The sequence below is a fragment of the Bacillus sp. 9.4 genome, from assembly GCF_055486415.1.
This window is the reverse complement of record NZ_JBVFMU010000005.1, coordinates 285,673-303,513: the sequence shown is the minus strand read 5'-3', so window position 1 is coordinate 303,513 and position 17,841 is coordinate 285,673. Positions and strand designations below refer to the sequence as shown.

The window sequence follows — 17,841 nt, the reverse complement described above, 5'->3', positions numbered from 1 at the left end:
ACCACAGGAGAAAGGCTTTAAAACCCGGAGACCTTTATCGCTTGCCAAGTCTTCTTTTCAACAGGTCGATCGCCGCGAGCAACCCTCTATCCTTGACGGTGACATTTACATCTTGAGCGCCATTCTTGAAATCATTGATCTGCCTTTTTCGGTTCGGCACCATAAAAAGCGGCAAACGCTCCGGGGAAACCCACTTTAATCCCGCTGTCTCTGTGCCGTCAGCCACTGCTTGTCCGCCTGTTATGCTTCCGAAAAACACATGCTGTTCATCTTGAAACTTTGGCCTTTGGTAAACACCTATTTTCGCAGAAAGCGCTGCATTGTATCCCGTTTCTTCCAATACCTCCCGCACTGCCGATTCCCCGGGATCAACCCTGCCGCCCGGCAAATCCCATAGAGGGACATCTTTTCGTTTCACCAGCAGAATTTGCTGACTTTCGTTCAATACGATCACAAAAGCACCTTGTGTATACACCGCCATACCTCCTTTGCCCGAAAAAAAGGACCAAGGTGATTCCCTTGGTCCTAGAGCTTTACTTTTTAAAATGATACGGCAGTGTGGCAACCATTATGTCCTTTTTCCAGAACAGCCGGACTCTGAGGAGGAAGGCCGATTGGTTGTGAAGGATGGTGTGCCAGCGTTTTTTCGTTATAAATTGCGGAAACAGCACCATAACGGAAAACTGCTCCTTCTTCGCTTTTGCCTCAACTGTTTCCAAAAACTTATCAAACGGATGGACAAGGCTTCTGTACGAGGAGTGAAGCGTAACGAGACGCACGCCGTTATTAAGCTCTTCCCAGCGTTTTTCGAATTTCTTTTCCTGTTCTCTGTCAAATGACACGTGAACGGCGATCACTTGATCGGACAGTGATTTCGCATAGTGAATCGATTTTTGCACGACGGTGGTGACACCGGCCACAGGCACAATCACAACGGTGCCTTTGATTTCTTCCGGCTCTTTGTCTACGATGCGAAGCTGTTCACCAACCGCAGTATAGTGATTTTTAATCGCAAAAAACAGCAAAACGACGATTGGCATAAAGATTAACACAGGCCATACGACATTAAACTTCGTCACAAACAGAATGGATAGAACCATAAACGATATCAGAGCACCGCAGGAGTTGATCAGCATTTTTCCGATCCAGCCTTTTGGTTTTTGCTTGATCCATTTCATGCACATTCCGGTTTGTGAAAGCGTAAATGGAATAAATACACCCACAGCATATAACGGGATTAAGTGCTCCGTCTGTCCTCCGAATAAGATAATGAGAACAATGGAGGCAAAGCCTAAAAAGATAATCCCATTTGAGAAGCCTAAGCGGTCGCCCCTGACTGTAAACATTCGCGGCATATACTGGTCTCTCGCCAGGTTGAAGGCAAGCTGCGGGAAGGCTGAAAATCCCGTATTTGCCGCAAGGACCAAAATAAGCGATGTGACACCTTGGATGACATAATAGAACACATTCCGCCCGAAGGTTTCGGCCGCAATTTGTGAAACCACTGTTTCATCAGGCTTCGGCGCCGTACCATATCCGTACGCGAGCACCGTGATGCCGGAAAACAGAATCGCCAGCAAAATCCCCATCATTGCAAGCGTTCTTGCCGCGTTTCGCGCAGGCGGGTTTTTGAATGCAGGAATCGCGTTAGAAATGGCCTCCACCCCGGTCAACGCTGAGCAGCCGGAGGAAAAAGCCTTAAGCAGCAAAAATAGCGTAATGCCGGCTACAGGTGTGCCGAGCGGTGTATGATGGGCTGGCTGGTCTATTTGTCCTGTCATGAGTTTAAACAACCCGACTGCAATGAGAACCAAAAGCGCCACCACAAACAGATAAACCGGGTAGGCAAGTATGGATGCTGATTCCGAAAGCCCGCGCAGGTTCAAAATCATAATCACTAACACGAGAAAAATAGCGATCGGCACATGATAATCATGCAATGCAGGAAAGGCTGACGTGATGGCATCCGTGCCTGCGGAAATACTTACCGCTACTGTTAAAATATAATCAACAAGCAATGAACCGCCCGCAATCAATCCCGGTTTTTCACCGAGATTTTCTTTAGAAACGATATACGCCCCGCCGCCCTGCGGATAAGCGTAAATAATTTGCCTGTATGAAAGAATCAGTGCGAGCAGCAAGATGAGAACGCCAACCGCAATCGGAATGGAGTACCAAAATGCAGCAGCACTGATTGTTGCCAAAATGATTAGAATTTGTTCTGTCCCATATGCGACAGATGACAGCGCATCTGAGGAAAGCATAGCCAAGGCTTTTAATTTCGTCAGTTTTTGCTCCCCAGCTGCTTGGGATTTTAGTGGTTTCCCAATCAAAAAACGTTTGATTGAATGATACATCGATGTCTTCCCCTTTTAATTTCTCATTTTTCAATTAAAACAATAAAACATCAGTGTCTTGCTCTCACATGTTGATGATAGTCCTTTCTGCTATGATGTCTCTGTATGCGATTTGCATTCAAAAATGAACAACAAAAAACACAGAGGCAAACGGATGCCCCTGTGCCATAACATCGAACACAGGTTTCATTCATCTCCTCTCACGAACGCTTACGAGGTTAGCTGACGGATTCGGGCATATGAGAGTTAGCCCTACCTAAAAAGGATTCACCCCAACGGCAAAAAGCCGTTCTATTGGGTCCCCCGCTCTGATTTCAGATTAAGCGATTTGTTTTCTAAAAGAGATCATACTCCCGTTCCCGCACGTTGTAAAGAGGCTTATTGGCTGAGAGAAAAAAATAAAATGACAGGTTCCACAAATGGAATTTACTTGCCAAAAATAAAAAAACAGAGGCTAAAATCGCCTCTGTTTTATTCTGTATCTGTTTTTCTTTTTCTGCGTCTTACGGCAATCCAAATGAACACTGCCGCAATCACCATAATGAGTGCCAGCACACCAATATACATCCATTTCTGGCTATGATCCTGTGTTGGTTGTTCAGCGCCGGAACTGTTTGTTTCCGATTTGAGCTGCTGGTGGTTTGTAAACACCTGCTGGCTGTTTGTTTCATTAAGGACGGTTGCCGACTCATCGTTGCTGTTCAGATAACTGATGATCTCTTTTGTGACAGCCGTGCCATCTCCTTTTGACGGTGCAAAGACTGCCATTGTATAGCGTGAATCCCAAACCGATGCTTGGGTAAATACCACTTGTTTTGTTGTCTCATTCAGCATCTCGAAACCAGATACATCAAACGATCCGTTTTTTTCCTGCGGCACAAGCAGATCTGATGATTTCTCCTTCAGAAGAGAAAATTGATTGATCCCTCCTATGAAAATGAGGTTTCGTCCTTTTGCATCCTTTGCTGTAACGTCAGATGATTTCTTTACCGTATATGAATGCTGTGCTTCGCTGCCAAAGGATTCCGTTACGAGAGAAAGCTCCTCTAGCTTCGATTGGCTAACGGTGTCAGGAAGCACGATTAACGTTGTTTGATCCTGGTTTCCGGCGTAAGGAAGCGGCCACTCTTGAAAATCCGCTGACGGAGACATGCCTTTGATGGCGTATGATAATGTACTGTTTTTATCGATAAAAACCCACTTTTCTTTATCAGTCGTATTACAAGGGTTGTTTTCCTTTAAACCGGTCGTGACAAACTGAATATCAATGTAGCGGTTTTTTTGCAGCAGCTTAGGGTCCACTTTCACTGTGACATGATAGAATCCGTTTTTATCTTCTTTTCCTAATTCATCAAGCCCGACCGAGTGCGGCTGGCCGTTGATCATCACTTTCAGTTCTGCAGCCTGAGAGGCTGACTCGTTTTCAGCCGTTGAGGCTTGAATCGTTTCAGACTTTTTCAGTTTAAGCGACAGCTTCGCCGATTGGTTTTCATCTAAAACAGCCGAAGCCGGATAAAAATAATGTGCTGAAGATGTTTTGTCGGCTCCAATTGTGATATCGCCCGCTCCAAAATTCTCAAGGGTCAGCTTATCACTTTCTTTTTTTTCAGTCTGCTGAAGCTTGCTGATTGAAAGTGTATCGCCGCTGAGCTGGCCTGTATATGTCTGATCTGTCATCACGCTGATTTTTTTAGTGAGCGCGTCCTCGGACGCCGCTTGCGCAAACAGAACCGGCTGCTGCTTGCCCTCTGCTTTCAGCACCCGCTCCGCAAGCAGAAGGTTTTCTCCTTTTGCCTGTAACCCGGCTTGTTTCAACAGTTTTTTCACTTTGCCGTTCCAATGCTTGTCCACGCCGATAACAATCGTCGGCTTATCGATTTTTTTTAGTTCAGATTCCGTGACATATGCAATACTGACACTGCTGTCCACCGTTTTCAAATAGCCTTCTGTTTTAACAGCAGCTTCTATTTCTGCTGAACTTGGGTTATCCGGAATGACGATAGCTGTTTCTTCCGCTGTATTTCCAGATTGGGCGAAAGGATACGGATAATGGTCCAGCGACGTTCCCTTCGCTTCACTGCTGTCAGCAAGGGTCAGCCGGCTGTCCGGATAAATTTTGATCCAGTTGCCTGATGTATCCTGTCTGACGCACACGCCCTCTTTCATGACGCCGTAGAATTTCAACGATACGTTGTGATAGCCTTGCGCAGACTGGCTTTTATTCAGATTCAGCTTCACTGTTTTCCGTTTGGAATCACCATCAAGCTTTAACGTCTTGACCGGTTCATCATCAATGACAGCCGTTAACGATGATGGAGAAATTAAAAGATTTGATGCCTCGTATTCGATTACCAATTGCTGATTGCCTGAAGAAGCGCCTGCCGGGATCTGATACGTCAGCTCTGCGCTGTCTTTTGATCCATACAGTGTAATCAGCTCGCTTGTCAGCACCTGCTGTTTGGCTTGTTCTTGGCTGCTTTTCCCGAGGAGCGAACCGCTGACCTGTACGTCTTTGGCAAGAGCCGTTTGTCCAGTCATCGCCAGCAGCATGAAGCTTGTGAGAAAAATCATTATTTGTTTCAAAAAGGTCACCCGCTTTTATGTTGATTGTATCGTTCTGTCTTGTACCATTTGACCTCTTGCTTGAATAAACGGTGCTTGATTTCTACGAATAAAGAGTAGATAACAAGCACAATCCATGCCTGCGAGTATGTGAAGTACATGAGAAATACGATAAAAAAGTTTTGCTTGTTCATTTCTGTTTTTTCAATGCTCAACGTAATCATGACCTCTGTCATAAATAAGAAAAACGCCAAAATCCAGAGAATCATTGCCAAAAATCCAACAGACAAATGCAAATCATAAAACAAATTCACTACAAAAATCGCATTTGACATGATCACGCCAAAGAAAAACAGGAAGTACGTAAAGAAAAAATAAAACAAATCAAAGATAATCCGTTTTCGTTTCAGCTTAAAAAACTGCGCCAAAAATTTGAGCACGACATATTGATTGCCGCGCGCCCATCGGGTGCGCTGGCGCCACCATACCTTCCATGTTTCCGGTTCCTGCTCCCACGTGATGGCGGCAGGGAAAAAGCGGATGTGATAGCCGAGATTATATACCCGGATGGTCAGCTCAGTATCCTCAGCGAGCGCTTTGTCATCCCAGCCTCCGAGCTTTTCGATAATGCTTCTGCGGATCGCGAAGTTGGTGCCTGGGATCGTGGCGATTTTGAACCACTTCCATCTGCCTCCCTGAGCCATCCACTGAAAACAGATCGTTTCGATATTAATAAACCTCGTCAGCAGCGTCTTCGCTGCATTGATGACGCGGAATTTCCCTACCACGGCGCCTGCCTTTCCGTCATTCATCAGGCCGAGCACAAGGTAATACACAGCCATTTTCTCAGGCGTGTTGTCGGCGTCATACACACAGATCACATCGCCGTTCGATTCGGCAAAACCCGAGTTAAGTGCAGAGGATTTTCCTTTTCCTGCATTTGGCGGCTTCGTAATCACCATTTTAATGAAATCGTATTTCTCGGAAAATTCATTGACGATATCACCCGTCCGGTCTGATGAATTATCATTAACGACGATAATCTCCAGCCGGTCCTTCGGATAATAAAGGTTGACCATCGCCTTCAGCGTCTGCCGAATCACAACCTCTTCGTTATGCGCCGGGATGAGGACGCTGACCTTCGGCAGTTCCTTCATATTTTCTCTCCACTTCGGGATATTCCGTTCGAAGGTCATGTAGTGGCGAAACCCGCCCTGCATGAGGAACATGTGGTAGAGAAGCATAACCCATATTAAACTTAGCGAGATAAAGAACAGCGTATTACCCAAGGCTTCTTCTCTCCTTAAAAATTCGTTTTTTCAATGTGGCTCTCAAGTAAAACGTATAACTGACAAACATGATGACAAATAAGAGCACAACAGCGGAGAGAATCCATAACGCCTTTTCCAGAGGGGTTTGGCGATGATGATCGAAAAACTCGTCAATGGCGCTTACGCCGTTTTTCACCTGAATCGTTCCGTCACCGCTTGTATGAATTTCCACTTTGTCTGTTTTGACGGTTTGTTTCGTTTTCTTTAAATCAAGCCATTCACTGTCTGGAATGCGTTCCATCTGATCAACCAGCTCCGGCAGATATTTCATCCCGAGGTACGGGTGATAAAATCCTCCGGCTACTCCGCCTTCAAAATCAATCATCTGGGAGATGTGCTCCTCCATCTCACCGAGCGGGTTTTGCTTCGATGTGTCGACAAAGCCGATCGTTTCCGGATAAAGCGTCATTCCGTGCAACATCGAAGGAGCAGTCACAAACGGAGGTGCACCGGATGTTTTCCATGTTGTGCTGCTGAGCTGGACCTGGCCGAAAATGCTTGTAAAATACTGCGAGGCGATTTGATAGCCATAATCGGACATCGTGTAATGCGGCGCTTCAAACGCCAGCGGGTAAAGACCCGATGATGTCAAATCCTCAATGGCACGCGTCAGTTTTTGTTTTGTATACGTTTCTTCCTTTTCCCGAAATGGTTCGAGATAGCTGTGATAGGCTTGTTCGTTCGGGAAGTCCTGTTCTTTCTCCAAAATGGACGGGGGGTCTTCGGCATTTCCGGATGTAATCGGCTGATCCGCCTTTGCATCCCAAAATTCAAAGCCCTCTCCTGTTTCACTGTAGCGATAAGCGTGAGTATAGCCGTGAACAATGATACTGCCGCCCATGCTTTGCAGCTTTTTCAATACCTTGACCATCTTCGGTTGATCAGACAAATACACTTTGTCGCCTGTTTCCGGATTCAAGTAAACCGGAATGACCGCCAGGATAAAAGGAATATGCCGCTTATGCAGGTATGTACCGGCTTGAAGCAGCAATTTTTCATCAGACATCGGGCTGATATCCTCGAGACGCAAATACAATAACGTCGTCCCCGCCTTCTCTCCGAAAGCTTCTCTGAGCTGTTTCGCCACGATCAAATTGTCATTTAACAAATTTGTTAATCCAATGTACACATTCCCTTTTTTGGTTTTCCATATAAAAGAATGCGTTGTGCCGTCATCGGCTTTGAAGGTGTAAAGCGCCGTTCCTTTCAGGCCTGATACACTCAGCACGTTAAGCCCGCTTTCCAGAGACACATCGGCCTTTTCCGACCTGCTGTGAACCTGAAACACATTTTCTTTGCGGGCTAATGAAAGCCCGGAAAATTGGCTGATTTGGCCTGCGTTATAGCCAATGGCGACAACCGGTTTTTTTACGCCGCTGATAAGAGACAGCAGTTTTTTGCTGAGCTTTCTTTTCGTTTGGCCGTAATAAATCACATGGTCTTTCCCTTTGAAATCCGACGCTTCAACGTCTGAATCTTTTTTGACTGTCACATGGGATGTAAAGTGGCCCGCAAGCAAATCGAGCATTTTGACTTGTGACGACTCTTTGCCATCCAAGGTTGAATAGATGATGAGAATGCCGGCATCTTGATCTTTCGCTTGCGCAGAAACGGGAAAAGACGCAATAGCTGAAAATAGAAGCATCATGACGCATAGCAATGTGATTCCTTTATAGTTCATTCATCATCATCTCGTTTTCCAGTTCTTCTAAAAATTGATCAGCTGTTTTGATATCGTTGCGGTAGGGCAAATAGCAAACGTGGAACGTAAGCGACACATACTTTCCATTTTCCAACTGATATGTATCCAATTGTTTCTTCAGCTTGGTCAGAACGGCCGGCATATGTTCAGCAGGCGTGTGCGTCAGCACGATCCCGATACGCTCGTCAGAGGGACGGAATTTCTTATCCGTTTCCCGAACGCTTGTCCTGATTTGCTGACCGACATATTGGAAGAGGCGGTCCGTTTCTTTTTCACCGTACAAAGACTTAAACTCTTTGAAATAATGCATATGGAGCAGCAAAAACACAAAAGAATTGCCGTAGCGCTCCGCCCGCTTGATTTCTTCTGAAAGTTCCAGCTTCATCCTTTGCTTGTTATCAAAACCAGTCACTCTGTCAACAGCAACATAGCTTTTGATTTCGGATTGAAGCCGTGTTATTGAGCGCCGAAGCTCTGCTGTAATATCGTGGATTCTTCCAGAAATAAAAGAAAACAGCAAAAGCGCGATTCCCCACACGACAAGCATTCGCAGCCCTTCCTCAGCCGGAAAGAGCGATGTCTGTCCAGTCTGGAAAAACATCATTAAGGTGCCGAGAACAAAGAGTACGATTAAGGTCACTGCCAGCGCGTAAATCGGGCCGAACCAGATGCCTGCGGCGATGACGCCAAATGTGATGCAAAGGATCAGAGCACCTTCTGATTGCTGGGCTGACACATAATAAATAAACAAAGACAGGGCCGCGATGAGCCCTGAAAAATAAGCAAATAATTTTTGTGATTCACTGAATGATATTTTCATTAAAAAGCTTCCTTTCGGCTAACAGCGGCAGCAGATTGTCAAATGAATGCGTCTGAGTGCCGCTCATATAGCCTCCATAATACGATTTCACCGGATCATGAATTTCAAAGTCATTCATTCTGTCATATATGGCTTTGATGACAGAACTGTTTTCATTCTGTTTTGTCAAAAACAATACGGCTAAGGCATATACGGATGGAGACTCATATTGGACGGCAGGCTCCTTCGTATATGCCGAATACCGCCCGTACAGCTTTCCGTTTTTCTGAAATTCCTGCTTGATCCAGTCCGCTAAAACAGATGCTTTTTCATCCCCTTCCGGCAAATGCCAAGCAGCGTAAAGCTGATCAATCAGGTTGATTTCACTATCATATGTGTATTCCTTCGTCTCCGAGCTGTATGTCTTCGGCAGAAAGCCATTTTTTAAAGGAGCTGAATAGAGAACATTGGCATTCCGCTGTTCTGTTTCTTCGTCTATGATTCCATTCTTCTTTAAGACAGCTAAGGCATCAGGCATGACGTATGAAAGCGTCACATCCTTTGAAGCGGCCTGTGAGTCGTAAAAGTCTGTAAAAAACCCGTTGTTCATATTGTATGTCTTCAAAGACGTGCCGATATCCCTAGCCGTTTGCGCGTAGTCGCTGCGGCCCCATTTTGCGGCGGCTTGGTCAAGAGACAGCATAATTCTCATATCATCTATCAGCGCATTCGTCCCGCTCGCTTGGCCATTTTGAATCTTCCACGTCACCAAGTGATTGCTCATCAGAAATGAATCAGTCAGATGCTGATATTGATCCTGGAAATGTGGTGCGTCATTTTTGCTGAGCAGAAACTCCATCCACAGTCCGAGAGATTCCGACAAGTAAGAAGGCTGGTCTGAAAAATCGGTTTTGATCAGCCCTTTGTCATTCATTAAATTGTGATAGATGAAATATTCCGCCGGCTGGAGCGGGCTGGCATTCACTTCTGTCGCCGACTGATTTTGGGTCTTGTTTCCAGCTTCAACACACCCTGCGGAAAGTCCGATAGATAAGAAGAATAAGATGACAGCAATTAGTACATGCCTCACAGGCAAATCCCCCTTTGTCGCCTGAAGCAAATCAGACGCTCACAAATAGTTATAGACGAAAATATGACTGCCATGTTACAAAGTACATTTACTATAAAAGAAAAAAATGCAGATTGCTAGCTTTTTTTCCCCTTTTTGAACATTAAGAAAACAGGACCTAAGTCCAATAAAAAACCTGTGCGATAGGCACAGGTTTTTTTATTATTTATCCAAACCGAGTTTTTTCAGCTGTTCTGCCAGCGCGTTGTTAATCGGCTCATCTTTATTTTGTTTTTTCATATAAGAGGATACGTCCCGTTTGGTAGCACGCGCTTTGTCTTTGTTTTTTCGTTTTTCAAATACAGAGAGCTTTTCACGGTGACCGCACACACACGCAAAGGTTTGGCCCTCGCCTTGGCCGCGAAGCTCCATTCTTTTATGGCAGTTCGGGCAGCGTGCGTTTGTTTTTCGGGCAATCGTTTTTCTGCTTCCGCATTCACGATCTTGGCACACGAGCATCGTCCCGCGTTTGCCGTTTACTTTCAGCATCATTTTGCCGCATTCCGGACATGCCGTTCCCGTGATATTGTCATGTCGGAAGGTTTGGCTGCTGTTTTTGATTTCTTTTACCGTTTGGTGAGCGTAAGCCTTCATATCTTTAATAAAAACAGCCGATTTCAATTTGCCGGCCGCGATCGCAGACAGCTTTTGCTCCCATTCTGCTGTTAAGGCCGGTGATTTCAGATCCTCCGGAACAAGCTGCAGGAGCTGTTTTCCTTTAGATGTGATAAAAATATCTTGGCCTTTTTTCTCGATTAAAAAGCTGTTGAACAGTTTTTCAATAATGTCGGCACGCGTTGCCACCGTGCCGAGGCCGCCTGTTTCTCCAAGCGTTTTGACGAGGCCTTTTTCTTCTCTCTGCATAAACGCGCTTGGGTTTTCCATCGCTGACAGCAAGGTCCCTTCATTAAAGCGGGCAGGCGGCTTCGTTTGGCCGCTTGTTTCCGTTAACGTGCGGACGGCAAGTGTGTCGCCTTTTTGAAGCGAAGGAAGTGTCTGATCTCTGTCATCCTCCTGCTCATCATCCTCATCCGCCATATCATAAACGGCTTTCCACCCTTGCGACTGCACGGTTTTGCCTTTCGCCGTAAAGGTTTCTCCGCCGATTTCTGCGATGACCTTTGTTTCCTCATATTCGAATGCAGGCATTAATACAGCCAGAAAACGTTTCGCAATCAGGTCATACAGCTTTCGTTCTTTATCACTCAGGCTGCTGAGAACGAGCGGCTCTTCGGTCGGGATAATCGCGTGGTGGTCTGACACCTTCGCGTCATTGACATATCCTTTATGAGATTTAATGCCGCGTTTTTTAATTTGGCTGACATATTGGGCATACGGTTTTACTTCCATGCCTTCCAGACGGTCTTTTAACGTCGGGACGATGTCACTGGATAGAAATCTAGAGTCCGTCCGCGGATATGTAACGAGCTTGTGCTGCTCATATAGCTTCTGCAGTACAGAAAGCGTTTCTTTAGCAGAAAAACCGAAGCGCTTGTGGGCGTCACGCTGCAGCTCCGTTAAATCATAAAGCGCAGGCGCAAAGCTTTTTTTCGCTGTTTTTTTCAGCTCAGCTACGACCGCTTGCTTTCCTTGGAGATTTTTTAGCAGACGGCTTGTTACATCTTGATTGAACGTTCTCGTCTGCTTTGATTTCTTATCCTGCCACGTCAGCGTCATGCCGTCGACTGCAGCACGGATGCCGTAATACGGAACGGGCGTAAACGCTTGAATGTCTGCCTCGCGCTTTGCAATCATGGCAAGCGTCGGAGTCTGCACACGCCCGCATGAGAGCTGGGCATTGAATTTTGTGGTAAGTGCACGGGTGGCATTGATCCCCACAATCCAATCCGCTTCCGCTCTGGCGACGGCAGAATGGTACAGGTTTTCATATTCTTTGCCGCTGCGCAGCTTTTGAAAACCTTCCTTGATCGCTTTATCCGTCACAGATGAAATCCACAGCCGCTTGATTGGTTTTCGGACATTCGCTTTCTCAATGATCCAGCGCGCAACAAGCTCACCTTCCCGGCCTGCGTCAGTCGCGATGACAATCTGATTGACGTCTTTACGGGTAAGCTGGGATTTGACTGCATTGAACTGCTTTCCGGTTTTTTTTATCACCACAAGCTTCAAGGGTTCTGGGATAATCGGCAGATCCTCTAGGCGCCATGATTGAAATTCTTTTCCGTAGCCTTCCGGATCAGCAAGCGTCACCAAATGGCCTAAAGCCCAGGTCACAATATATTGATCACCTTCGAGATAACCGTTTCCTTTTTTATGGCACTTCAGCACCCGGGCTAAATCCCGGCCGACTGAAGGTTTTTCAGCTAATACAACTGTTTTTGACATGCTTGATCACTTCTCTTTCTTTCACGCTCATCCTGTTATTATAACAGACTTCGCGCGGCACTCTCTAACCGCGCCCGTTTTTCGTGTCAATTTCTGAGAAAATGACGTGAGTGACGGTTTGCGCGTAGGGCGATGTTTTGTTAATGAAATCTTCTACCGCTTCGAGGCTTTCGGCATTGATTTTCAGCATATAGCAGGCTGCACCCGCAATCCGGTAGCAAAATTCAATATTCGGCAATGTTTGAATATAGCTTTTGAACCGCTCGTAATCCGCGTTTTTAACGGTTGCTTCCACAATGCAGGAAACGGGAAGCCCCAGTTTTTTCTGGTCGACCTCCAGCGTGTATTGCTTGATGATGCCAAACGATTCAAGCTGTCTTACCCGTTCTGTTACAGATGGTGGCGACAGCTTAATTTTTCTGCTTAATTCCCTCATCGACAAACGGCTGTCCTTCTTCAGCTCCTCAATGATATTCAGATCAATCTGGTCAAGTTTCATTTCAACATCCTTCTTTTTTGATTTTGTACACATTATCTCGGGTATTTTTGTAAATGACAAGTACAGTTCCCTAGAAAAGGCATGTAAAAATGAATGTTTTCCGAACATTTTTTGAAAGCTGTCATATGCCCCCCCCGGATTGTTTATAGTATAAAATGAAAACGTGTCCACAAGGAGGGCGATTTATGCTGCAAACGCCGATCGGAAGACTTCGCACGATGGGTTTTATTGAAGGAATGTCACTCTTAATCCTGTTGTTCATCGCTATGCCGCTTAAATATTGGGCAGGCCTTCCGCTTGCGGTGACAATTGTCGGTTCGGTTCACGGCGGGTTGTTCATTTTGTATTTGCTTGTCTTGGCTTATGCAACCTTCTCTGTCAAATGGCCGCTGAAATGGTCAGCTGCCGGCTTCGTCGCCGCTTTCGTCCCATTCGGAAATTTTTTGTACGACCGCGGATTAAGGAAATATAAATAAGGGAACGCAAAAAAGGCTGGATTTTTATGATCCAGCCTTTTTTATTAAAACCACTTTGTCAGCCACGCGATATAGTAGGCCCCCGGAATAAACATGAGCTGGGCGAGGAGTGTGCCCGCCACCCTTGATGTGACCATTGTGACAGAGGTCCATTTTAAATAGATATAGCTTCGTTTTCCTTTTGCCACATCATCAGCTAGAACGGATACTTTAGGATCAACAAAAATGGCCAGCAGCATGGTCGCAATTCCGTTGATCAAACCCGAAGCCATGACGGCTGTCGTACTGCGCTCCGGCGCCAGAAGGCCTGCGTATAAAGCCGAAAGCACGCCAATCGTATAAATCGATGTAATCAGCATGTTGATGACAAACAAACGCTTCGGAATCAAGCGCATATGAAATCCTTTTACATATGAAATAGACGGCAGACGCAAATAGGAAAGGGCATTTTTGAATCCTTGTTTCGAGAATCCCTTTCGGAAAACTTGAAAAACGGAGCCGCCGCCGCCCGCCAAGTGAATAATCGCCCGTGAAAAAAGAGCGACAAAAGACGGGAGCAGGATAATGCCCAAAATGGTGCCGACTGTCGATCCGAAAATTAAAAAGCGGAACTGCTCCCCTACAATCGCCAGTGCGTTTTTTCCAGCATCATCAATTAAATGCCCGGTAAAGGGCTGCTGCACCATGTTCGACATTCTGGATACGATGACCATGACATTAAACAGAGAAAGCGCGGACGCAATAAATCCAACGCGGGCTCCGGAAAGCCTTGTGGCATAGGCTAAGGTTTCTATCGAGTGAATCAGCAATAAAAAACAAAAAATAAAAAGTACTTGTGTTGTAATGACATGCACGTTATTCTTCCTCCAATTTCATCCTAGAGATAAGACTGGAAAGAAGACAAGGAGGTTTCAGTACGATGTGTTTTTTGCAATAAAAAAACCGTCCGGCGTACGCCGGGCGGTTTGTCTTATTCTTTTCTATACGCAAATAAAGATTATATCATCCGCCAAGTCAGGCGGGTTAGATTCATAAAGCATTGTTCCGAAGAATCATTCTGGAAAGTAAACACCATGGAAATTTCTTGAACACAAGACAACGAAAGCCCTACCTCTCAATCGTCACTGCGGCTCCGAAGCCGCGCCGGTGTGAATTGTAAAACAAAAAAGTCTTTTTTCCATCTCATCGTTAGGGGCGATTTGTTATGAAGGAAAAGAATAAGGGCAGCTGGTTATGCTGCTTGGGAAGCGGTAAGCTTCTCTCTCAAAACAGAAAAAAGAAGTTTACTTTCTTTTTTATTTGCTTATTTTTCTTACTAGCTATTCATAATAACATATCGCCCCTGAAAACACAAATTTTTTATAGTTCGAGTGAGACCGGTGTTTTCTCCCCGGCATTCATTAATCTGATATCCTCCGGTTCAATTTCAAGAATCACCAGATTCGGATCATCCTTGCCGTCAAACCAGCGCTCTAATTTGGAACTCCATATTTTGTCCTTGAGTTCTGCCGAATTGTTGATTTTGGCTGTTCCGGCAACTTCGACATATGCGTCGCCAAAGCCTTCACAATCATAGCCTAATAAAATGTGGACATTGGGGTTGTTCTCAATTTCTTCCGCTTTATGAGTTTCCTTGCTTGTCGGTGTGTAAATCGTCAGCCCGTCATGGAAAAAAGTCATGTAGCGGGAATGCGGTTTGCCCTTTTGAACTGTTGCGAGCGAACCTACTTTATGGTGATCTAGAACATCAAGCACTTTTTGTTTAATGTCTTGCTGATTCATCTCGAATCACTCCTTTTTAACGTCTCCGCTGTTACTTTTCCACATCCGGGGAAGATTTAAACAAGAAAGTGTGCTCTTTATTTTTCGCCTTCCCATTCACGCTTTAACAGACTGTAGTAGACGAGGTCGTGATGCATGCCGTTTACGTATAAGCCGTCCCGTGCCCTGCCTTCCTCTAGAAACCCGAGCCGCTCCGGAACCGCTCTGCTTTTTTCGTTTCCGACAGCCGCACAGATCGCCACACGATTCAGCTCAAGCTCTTCAAAAGCATACGTAATGAGTTTTCGGCAGGCAGCTGTAATAATGCCTTTCCCTTCAAATTCTTTGGCAATCCAATATCCGATTTCCGCCTTACGATTCACTTGATCAAGGTTATGCAGGCTGATCATGCCGCATAGGCTGCCGTCATAAAGGAGCCCCGCCTCAATGCCGTTCAGGTCGGCATACTGGCGCCGCCAATCTGGAATGATGGTTTCTCGGTACGTTTCAGCGCTGCTTGGATTTTCCGCAAAAAACAGCCACTTGCCAAGCCGCTGCTGATTTTGGATAATGAGTTCGGCCAGTCGCTCCGCATCCTTTGGCTCCAATAATCGGATGGTGATGTGCTCATTTACCTTGCAAGTGAACATTGCCTCGCCCTCTTTCCTTTTTTAACCATTATAGCGATGATTCTGTTTTTTTCAATACAAAAAGGATGGGCTGTTAAGCCCATCCTTATATTCGTGGATCGGTAAAGATATCATGTTTATCCGTGCTCGTCGATGACATCTCCGTCACGACGGCACCTTCTTCCCCGGCCTGGAACCAATGCTTTGTATTTGGTGGAATCGTGTATTGCCCGCCCGGTTCTAGCTCAATTTCGTGCCAAACCGTATAGTGTTCTCTGTCTTCCTGAGGAGGTAGAACCTTTGGAAGCGGCGTTTTTTCTCCTTCTACGTAAAGATACACTTTTCCGTAGCGGCAGCGGAAGGTCTCCTGCTTGCCTTCCTGGCCGTCGACCGGCGGATGGCGGTGTTCCGGGCAAGTCTGTCCCGGAAACAGCACCAATTCCTTTGAACAATAACGGTCTGTATTGACGTAGACGAAGAGCTGGAGCCCGACTTTTCTTTCTTTTCCTAAGCCGTAATCCATCAGCTGGATTTGGTCTACTTCCTCGTCCGTTAATACAATCCCTGCTTTTTGATAGTAGCTGTTCACTTCTTCTTTCGTGATGCCCATATGTCTCACTCCCTCTTATGTCGTCACAAAGTTTCCGCCGTTGACATGCAGGGTCTGACCTGTCATGTAAGAGGACTCATCTGATGCCAGAAGCACATAACAGCCGACGTGCTCAACAGGCTGTCCAGGACGGCCCATCGGCGTATCTTGCCCAAATTGAGCAACTGTTTCTTCAGGGAACGTAGCTGGGATTAGTGGCGTCCAGATTGGACCCGGCGCGACTGCATTTACACGGATGCCGTCTTTGACAAGCGCCTGCGCCATTGTTCTTGTAAAGGCATTGATCGCCCCTTTTGTCGCTGTATAATCAATCAGTGTCGGGTTCCCTACGTACGGGTTGATGGATGTCGTATTGATGATGGCACTGCCCGGTTTCAGGTAATCAATTGCTTTTTTAGTCAAATAAAATTGAGAATAAAAGTTTGTTTTGAATGTGCGGTGAAGCTGTTCGCTCGTAATATCTTTGATGCTTTCTTTCGGATGCTGTTCACCTGCATTGTTGACAAGGATGTCAAGGCCGCCTAATTCCTTGACCGTTTTTTCAACCGCTTCATTGCAGAATTCCTCTTCACCTACGTCACCAGCAATCAGCAGGCATTTTACGCCTTCTTGTTCAACACGTTTCTTCGTCTCCTCAGCGTCTTCATGCTCATCCTTATACACAATGGCGATGTCTGCGCCTTCCTTTGCGTAAGCGACGGAAACCGCGCGTCCGATCCCGCTGTCGCCGCCTGTAATAAGAGCTACTTTTCCTTTTAATTTGTCTGCTCCTTTATAATCCTCGTACTCATACACCGGACTTGGATTCATTTCGCTTTCAATTCCCGGCTGGCGACTTTGAGTTTGTGCCGGCAGTTCTTTTGGATAATTTGCCATGATGATTCTCCTCCTTTGTTTTCATGTCTATTTGTTGTGTACCTCACACACTCTTTGGATAAACATGGCTTAGCACCTTCGCATTGCTTTATCAGAAAAATGTTTCACATGGAACGCTGGGAGGAAATTAGCTCAAAAAGGGGGTTGGTTGCTGAATGATTAACATGCTTTCTAGAAGATTCAGCAGGCCAAAGGGCGTCATCGGCATGATTGCCGGGTACATCATGGCTGCTGAAAATCAAACACTGAATCAGTGGACAATCAATCAGCTGGGTATCACGCGCGGGGACAGCATTTTAGAAGTCGGGTTTGGCCCGGGATACTGCATAGAGCAGGTGCTGAAACGCGAGAAGGATGTTCAGCTTCATGGGATTGATGTGTCAGAGGCCATGCTGAAGATGGCCGCCCGCAGAGTGAAATCCAAGGGTGTGCGCCTGATACAAGGAAGCATCGAGACATTTCCTCTCCCCGCCTCGTTTTATGATAAAGTGATTTCCGTTAACAACTACACCATTTGGAATGACCAAACAAAAGGCATGAAACAGATTTATCGGGCATTAAAGCCAGGCGGCAAAGCAGCCATTACGATGCAGCCGCGGGAAGCGGATGCCAGTCCTGAGAAAACCAAATCATTTGGAAGACAGATGATTGCTGACTTTAAAGCAGCCGGCTTCGAAGACATTGATATAGAATTTAAGAACATTAAGCCTGAGCTTTCCGTCTGTGCAACTGCAAAGAAGCCCGCCACATAAAGTGGGCGGGCT

16 protein-coding genes and 1 riboswitch are annotated in these 17,841 nt (G+C 45.9%); of the genes, 2 read left to right on the top strand and 14 right to left on the bottom strand.

Annotation, left to right across the window (positions count from 1 at the left end; all coding sequences use genetic code 11):
• Nucleotides 1-34 precede the first annotated feature (34 nt).
• The 9 genes from ACZ07B_RS19105 to lrpC form a co-directional block, all read right to left on the bottom strand.
• Nucleotides 35-475, bottom strand: coding sequence for an NUDIX hydrolase (locus tag ACZ07B_RS19105; RefSeq protein WP_464877554.1), 441 nt, complete (start codon nucleotides 473-475; stop codon nucleotides 35-37).
• A gap of 58 nt (nucleotides 476-533) precedes the next feature.
• Nucleotides 534-2,357: a potassium transporter KimA gene (gene kimA, locus ACZ07B_RS19100; protein WP_341283388.1), complete on the bottom strand. Its 1,824-nt coding sequence runs from the start codon at nucleotides 2,355-2,357 to the stop codon at nucleotides 534-536.
• Nucleotides 2,358-2,549: 192 nt separating this feature from the next.
• Nucleotides 2,550-2,693, bottom strand: a riboswitch (cyclic di-AMP (ydaO/yuaA leader).
• Between the two features lie 135 nt (nucleotides 2,694-2,828).
• Nucleotides 2,829-4,940 (bottom strand): cellulose biosynthesis cyclic di-GMP-binding regulatory protein BcsB, encoded by a 2,112-nt coding sequence (locus tag ACZ07B_RS19095; protein WP_464877553.1) that lies wholly within the window; start codon nucleotides 4,938-4,940, stop codon nucleotides 2,829-2,831.
• Between the two features lie 5 nt (nucleotides 4,941-4,945).
• Nucleotides 4,946-6,208 (bottom strand): glycosyltransferase family 2 protein, encoded by a 1,263-nt coding sequence (locus ACZ07B_RS19090; protein WP_464877552.1) that lies wholly within the window; start codon nucleotides 6,206-6,208, stop codon nucleotides 4,946-4,948.
• Nucleotides 6,201-7,910, bottom strand: a complete 1,710-nt coding sequence (locus ACZ07B_RS19085) for a DUF2334 domain-containing protein (RefSeq protein WP_464877564.1) — start codon at nucleotides 7,908-7,910, stop codon at nucleotides 6,201-6,203. The genes ACZ07B_RS19090 and ACZ07B_RS19085 overlap by 8 nt, the downstream gene beginning before the upstream one ends.
• A gap of 10 nt (nucleotides 7,911-7,920) precedes the next feature.
• The gene (gene epsK, locus ACZ07B_RS19080; RefSeq protein WP_003234384.1) at nucleotides 7,921-8,772 is read right to left on the bottom strand and encodes a cyclic-di-GMP receptor EpsK; all 852 of its coding nucleotides are present in this window, start codon (nucleotides 8,770-8,772) and stop codon (nucleotides 7,921-7,923) included.
• Nucleotides 8,753-9,841, bottom strand: coding sequence for a lipoprotein YdaJ (locus tag ACZ07B_RS19075; protein ID WP_464877551.1), 1,089 nt, complete (start codon nucleotides 9,839-9,841; stop codon nucleotides 8,753-8,755). The genes epsK and ACZ07B_RS19075 overlap by 20 nt, the downstream gene beginning before the upstream one ends.
• Before the next feature lie 201 nt (nucleotides 9,842-10,042).
• A complete protein-coding gene (locus tag ACZ07B_RS19070) occupies nucleotides 10,043-12,226 on the bottom strand; it encodes a DNA topoisomerase III (RefSeq protein ID WP_464877550.1) in 2,184 nt (727 codons plus the stop codon).
• 64 nt (nucleotides 12,227-12,290) lie between these two features.
• On the bottom strand, nucleotides 12,291-12,725 hold the full coding sequence (gene lrpC / locus ACZ07B_RS19065; RefSeq protein ID WP_464877549.1) for a transcriptional regulator LrpC: 435 nt from the start codon (nucleotides 12,723-12,725) through the stop codon (nucleotides 12,291-12,293).
• Nucleotides 12,726-12,910: 185 nt separating this feature from the next.
• Here lrpC and ACZ07B_RS19060 point away from each other — a divergent pair, with 185 nt between their 5' ends.
• Complete coding sequence (locus tag ACZ07B_RS19060; protein WP_014478869.1) at nucleotides 12,911-13,201, top strand: DUF3817 domain-containing protein; 291 nt, start codon at nucleotides 12,911-12,913, stop codon at nucleotides 13,199-13,201.
• 44 nt (nucleotides 13,202-13,245) lie between these two features.
• Here the strand turns inward: ACZ07B_RS19060 and amj are convergent, their stop codons facing one another.
• From amj to ACZ07B_RS19035, 5 genes are all read right to left on the bottom strand, one after another.
• Entirely contained in the window at nucleotides 13,246-14,055 is an 810-nt protein-coding gene (amj, locus tag ACZ07B_RS19055; protein WP_003234394.1) for a lipid II flippase Amj, read from the bottom strand.
• Nucleotides 14,056-14,560: 505 nt separating this feature from the next.
• Nucleotides 14,561-14,983, bottom strand: a complete 423-nt coding sequence (locus ACZ07B_RS19050; protein ID WP_464877548.1) for a pyridoxamine 5'-phosphate oxidase family protein — start codon at nucleotides 14,981-14,983, stop codon at nucleotides 14,561-14,563.
• A gap of 77 nt (nucleotides 14,984-15,060) precedes the next feature.
• On the bottom strand, nucleotides 15,061-15,612 hold the full coding sequence (locus tag ACZ07B_RS19045; protein WP_003234398.1) for a GNAT family N-acetyltransferase: 552 nt from the start codon (nucleotides 15,610-15,612) through the stop codon (nucleotides 15,061-15,063).
• An 85-nt stretch (nucleotides 15,613-15,697) separates the two neighbouring features.
• Nucleotides 15,698-16,201 (bottom strand): D-lyxose ketol-isomerase, encoded by a 504-nt coding sequence (lyxE, locus tag ACZ07B_RS19040; protein ID WP_003234400.1) that lies wholly within the window; start codon nucleotides 16,199-16,201, stop codon nucleotides 15,698-15,700.
• Nucleotides 16,202-16,216: 15 nt separating this feature from the next.
• Entirely contained in the window at nucleotides 16,217-17,077 is an 861-nt protein-coding gene (locus ACZ07B_RS19035) for an SDR family oxidoreductase (protein WP_003246648.1), read from the bottom strand.
• A 155-nt stretch (nucleotides 17,078-17,232) separates the two neighbouring features.
• On the opposite strand from ACZ07B_RS19035, the gene ACZ07B_RS19030 reads away from it, so the two are divergent.
• Nucleotides 17,233-17,829: a class I SAM-dependent methyltransferase gene (locus ACZ07B_RS19030; RefSeq protein ID WP_216996211.1), complete on the top strand. Its 597-nt coding sequence runs from the start codon at nucleotides 17,233-17,235 to the stop codon at nucleotides 17,827-17,829.
• Nucleotides 17,830-17,841 lie beyond the last annotated feature (12 nt).

Bases quoted from the DNA above. Each gene is read 5' to 3' on its own strand.
- kimA (WP_341283388.1), bottom strand. From the start codon at position 2,357: ATGTATCATTCAATCAAACGTTTTTTGATTGGGAAACCACTAAAATCC.
- epsK (WP_003234384.1), bottom strand. From the start codon at position 8,772: ATGAAAATATCATTCAGTGAATCACAAAAATTATTTGCTTATTTTTCA.
- ACZ07B_RS19070 (WP_464877550.1), bottom strand. From the start codon at position 12,226: ATGTCAAAAACAGTTGTATTAGCTGAAAAACCTTCAGTCGGCCGGGAT.
- lrpC (WP_464877549.1), bottom strand. From the start codon at position 12,725: ATGAAACTTGACCAGATTGATCTGAATATCATTGAGGAGCTGAAGAAG.
- ACZ07B_RS19060 (WP_014478869.1), top strand. From the start codon at position 12,911: ATGCTGCAAACGCCGATCGGAAGACTTCGCACGATGGGTTTTATTGAA.
- ACZ07B_RS19050 (WP_464877548.1), bottom strand. From the start codon at position 14,983: ATGAATCAGCAAGACATTAAACAAAAAGTGCTTGATGTTCTAGATCAC.
- ACZ07B_RS19045 (WP_003234398.1), bottom strand. From the start codon at position 15,612: ATGTTCACTTGCAAGGTAAATGAGCACATCACCATCCGATTATTGGAG.
- lyxE (WP_003234400.1), bottom strand. From the start codon at position 16,201: ATGGGCATCACGAAAGAAGAAGTGAACAGCTACTATCAAAAAGCAGGG.
- ACZ07B_RS19035 (WP_003246648.1), bottom strand. From the start codon at position 17,077: ATGGCAAATTATCCAAAAGAACTGCCGGCACAAACTCAAAGTCGCCAG.
- ACZ07B_RS19030 (WP_216996211.1), top strand. From the start codon at position 17,233: ATGATTAACATGCTTTCTAGAAGATTCAGCAGGCCAAAGGGCGTCATC.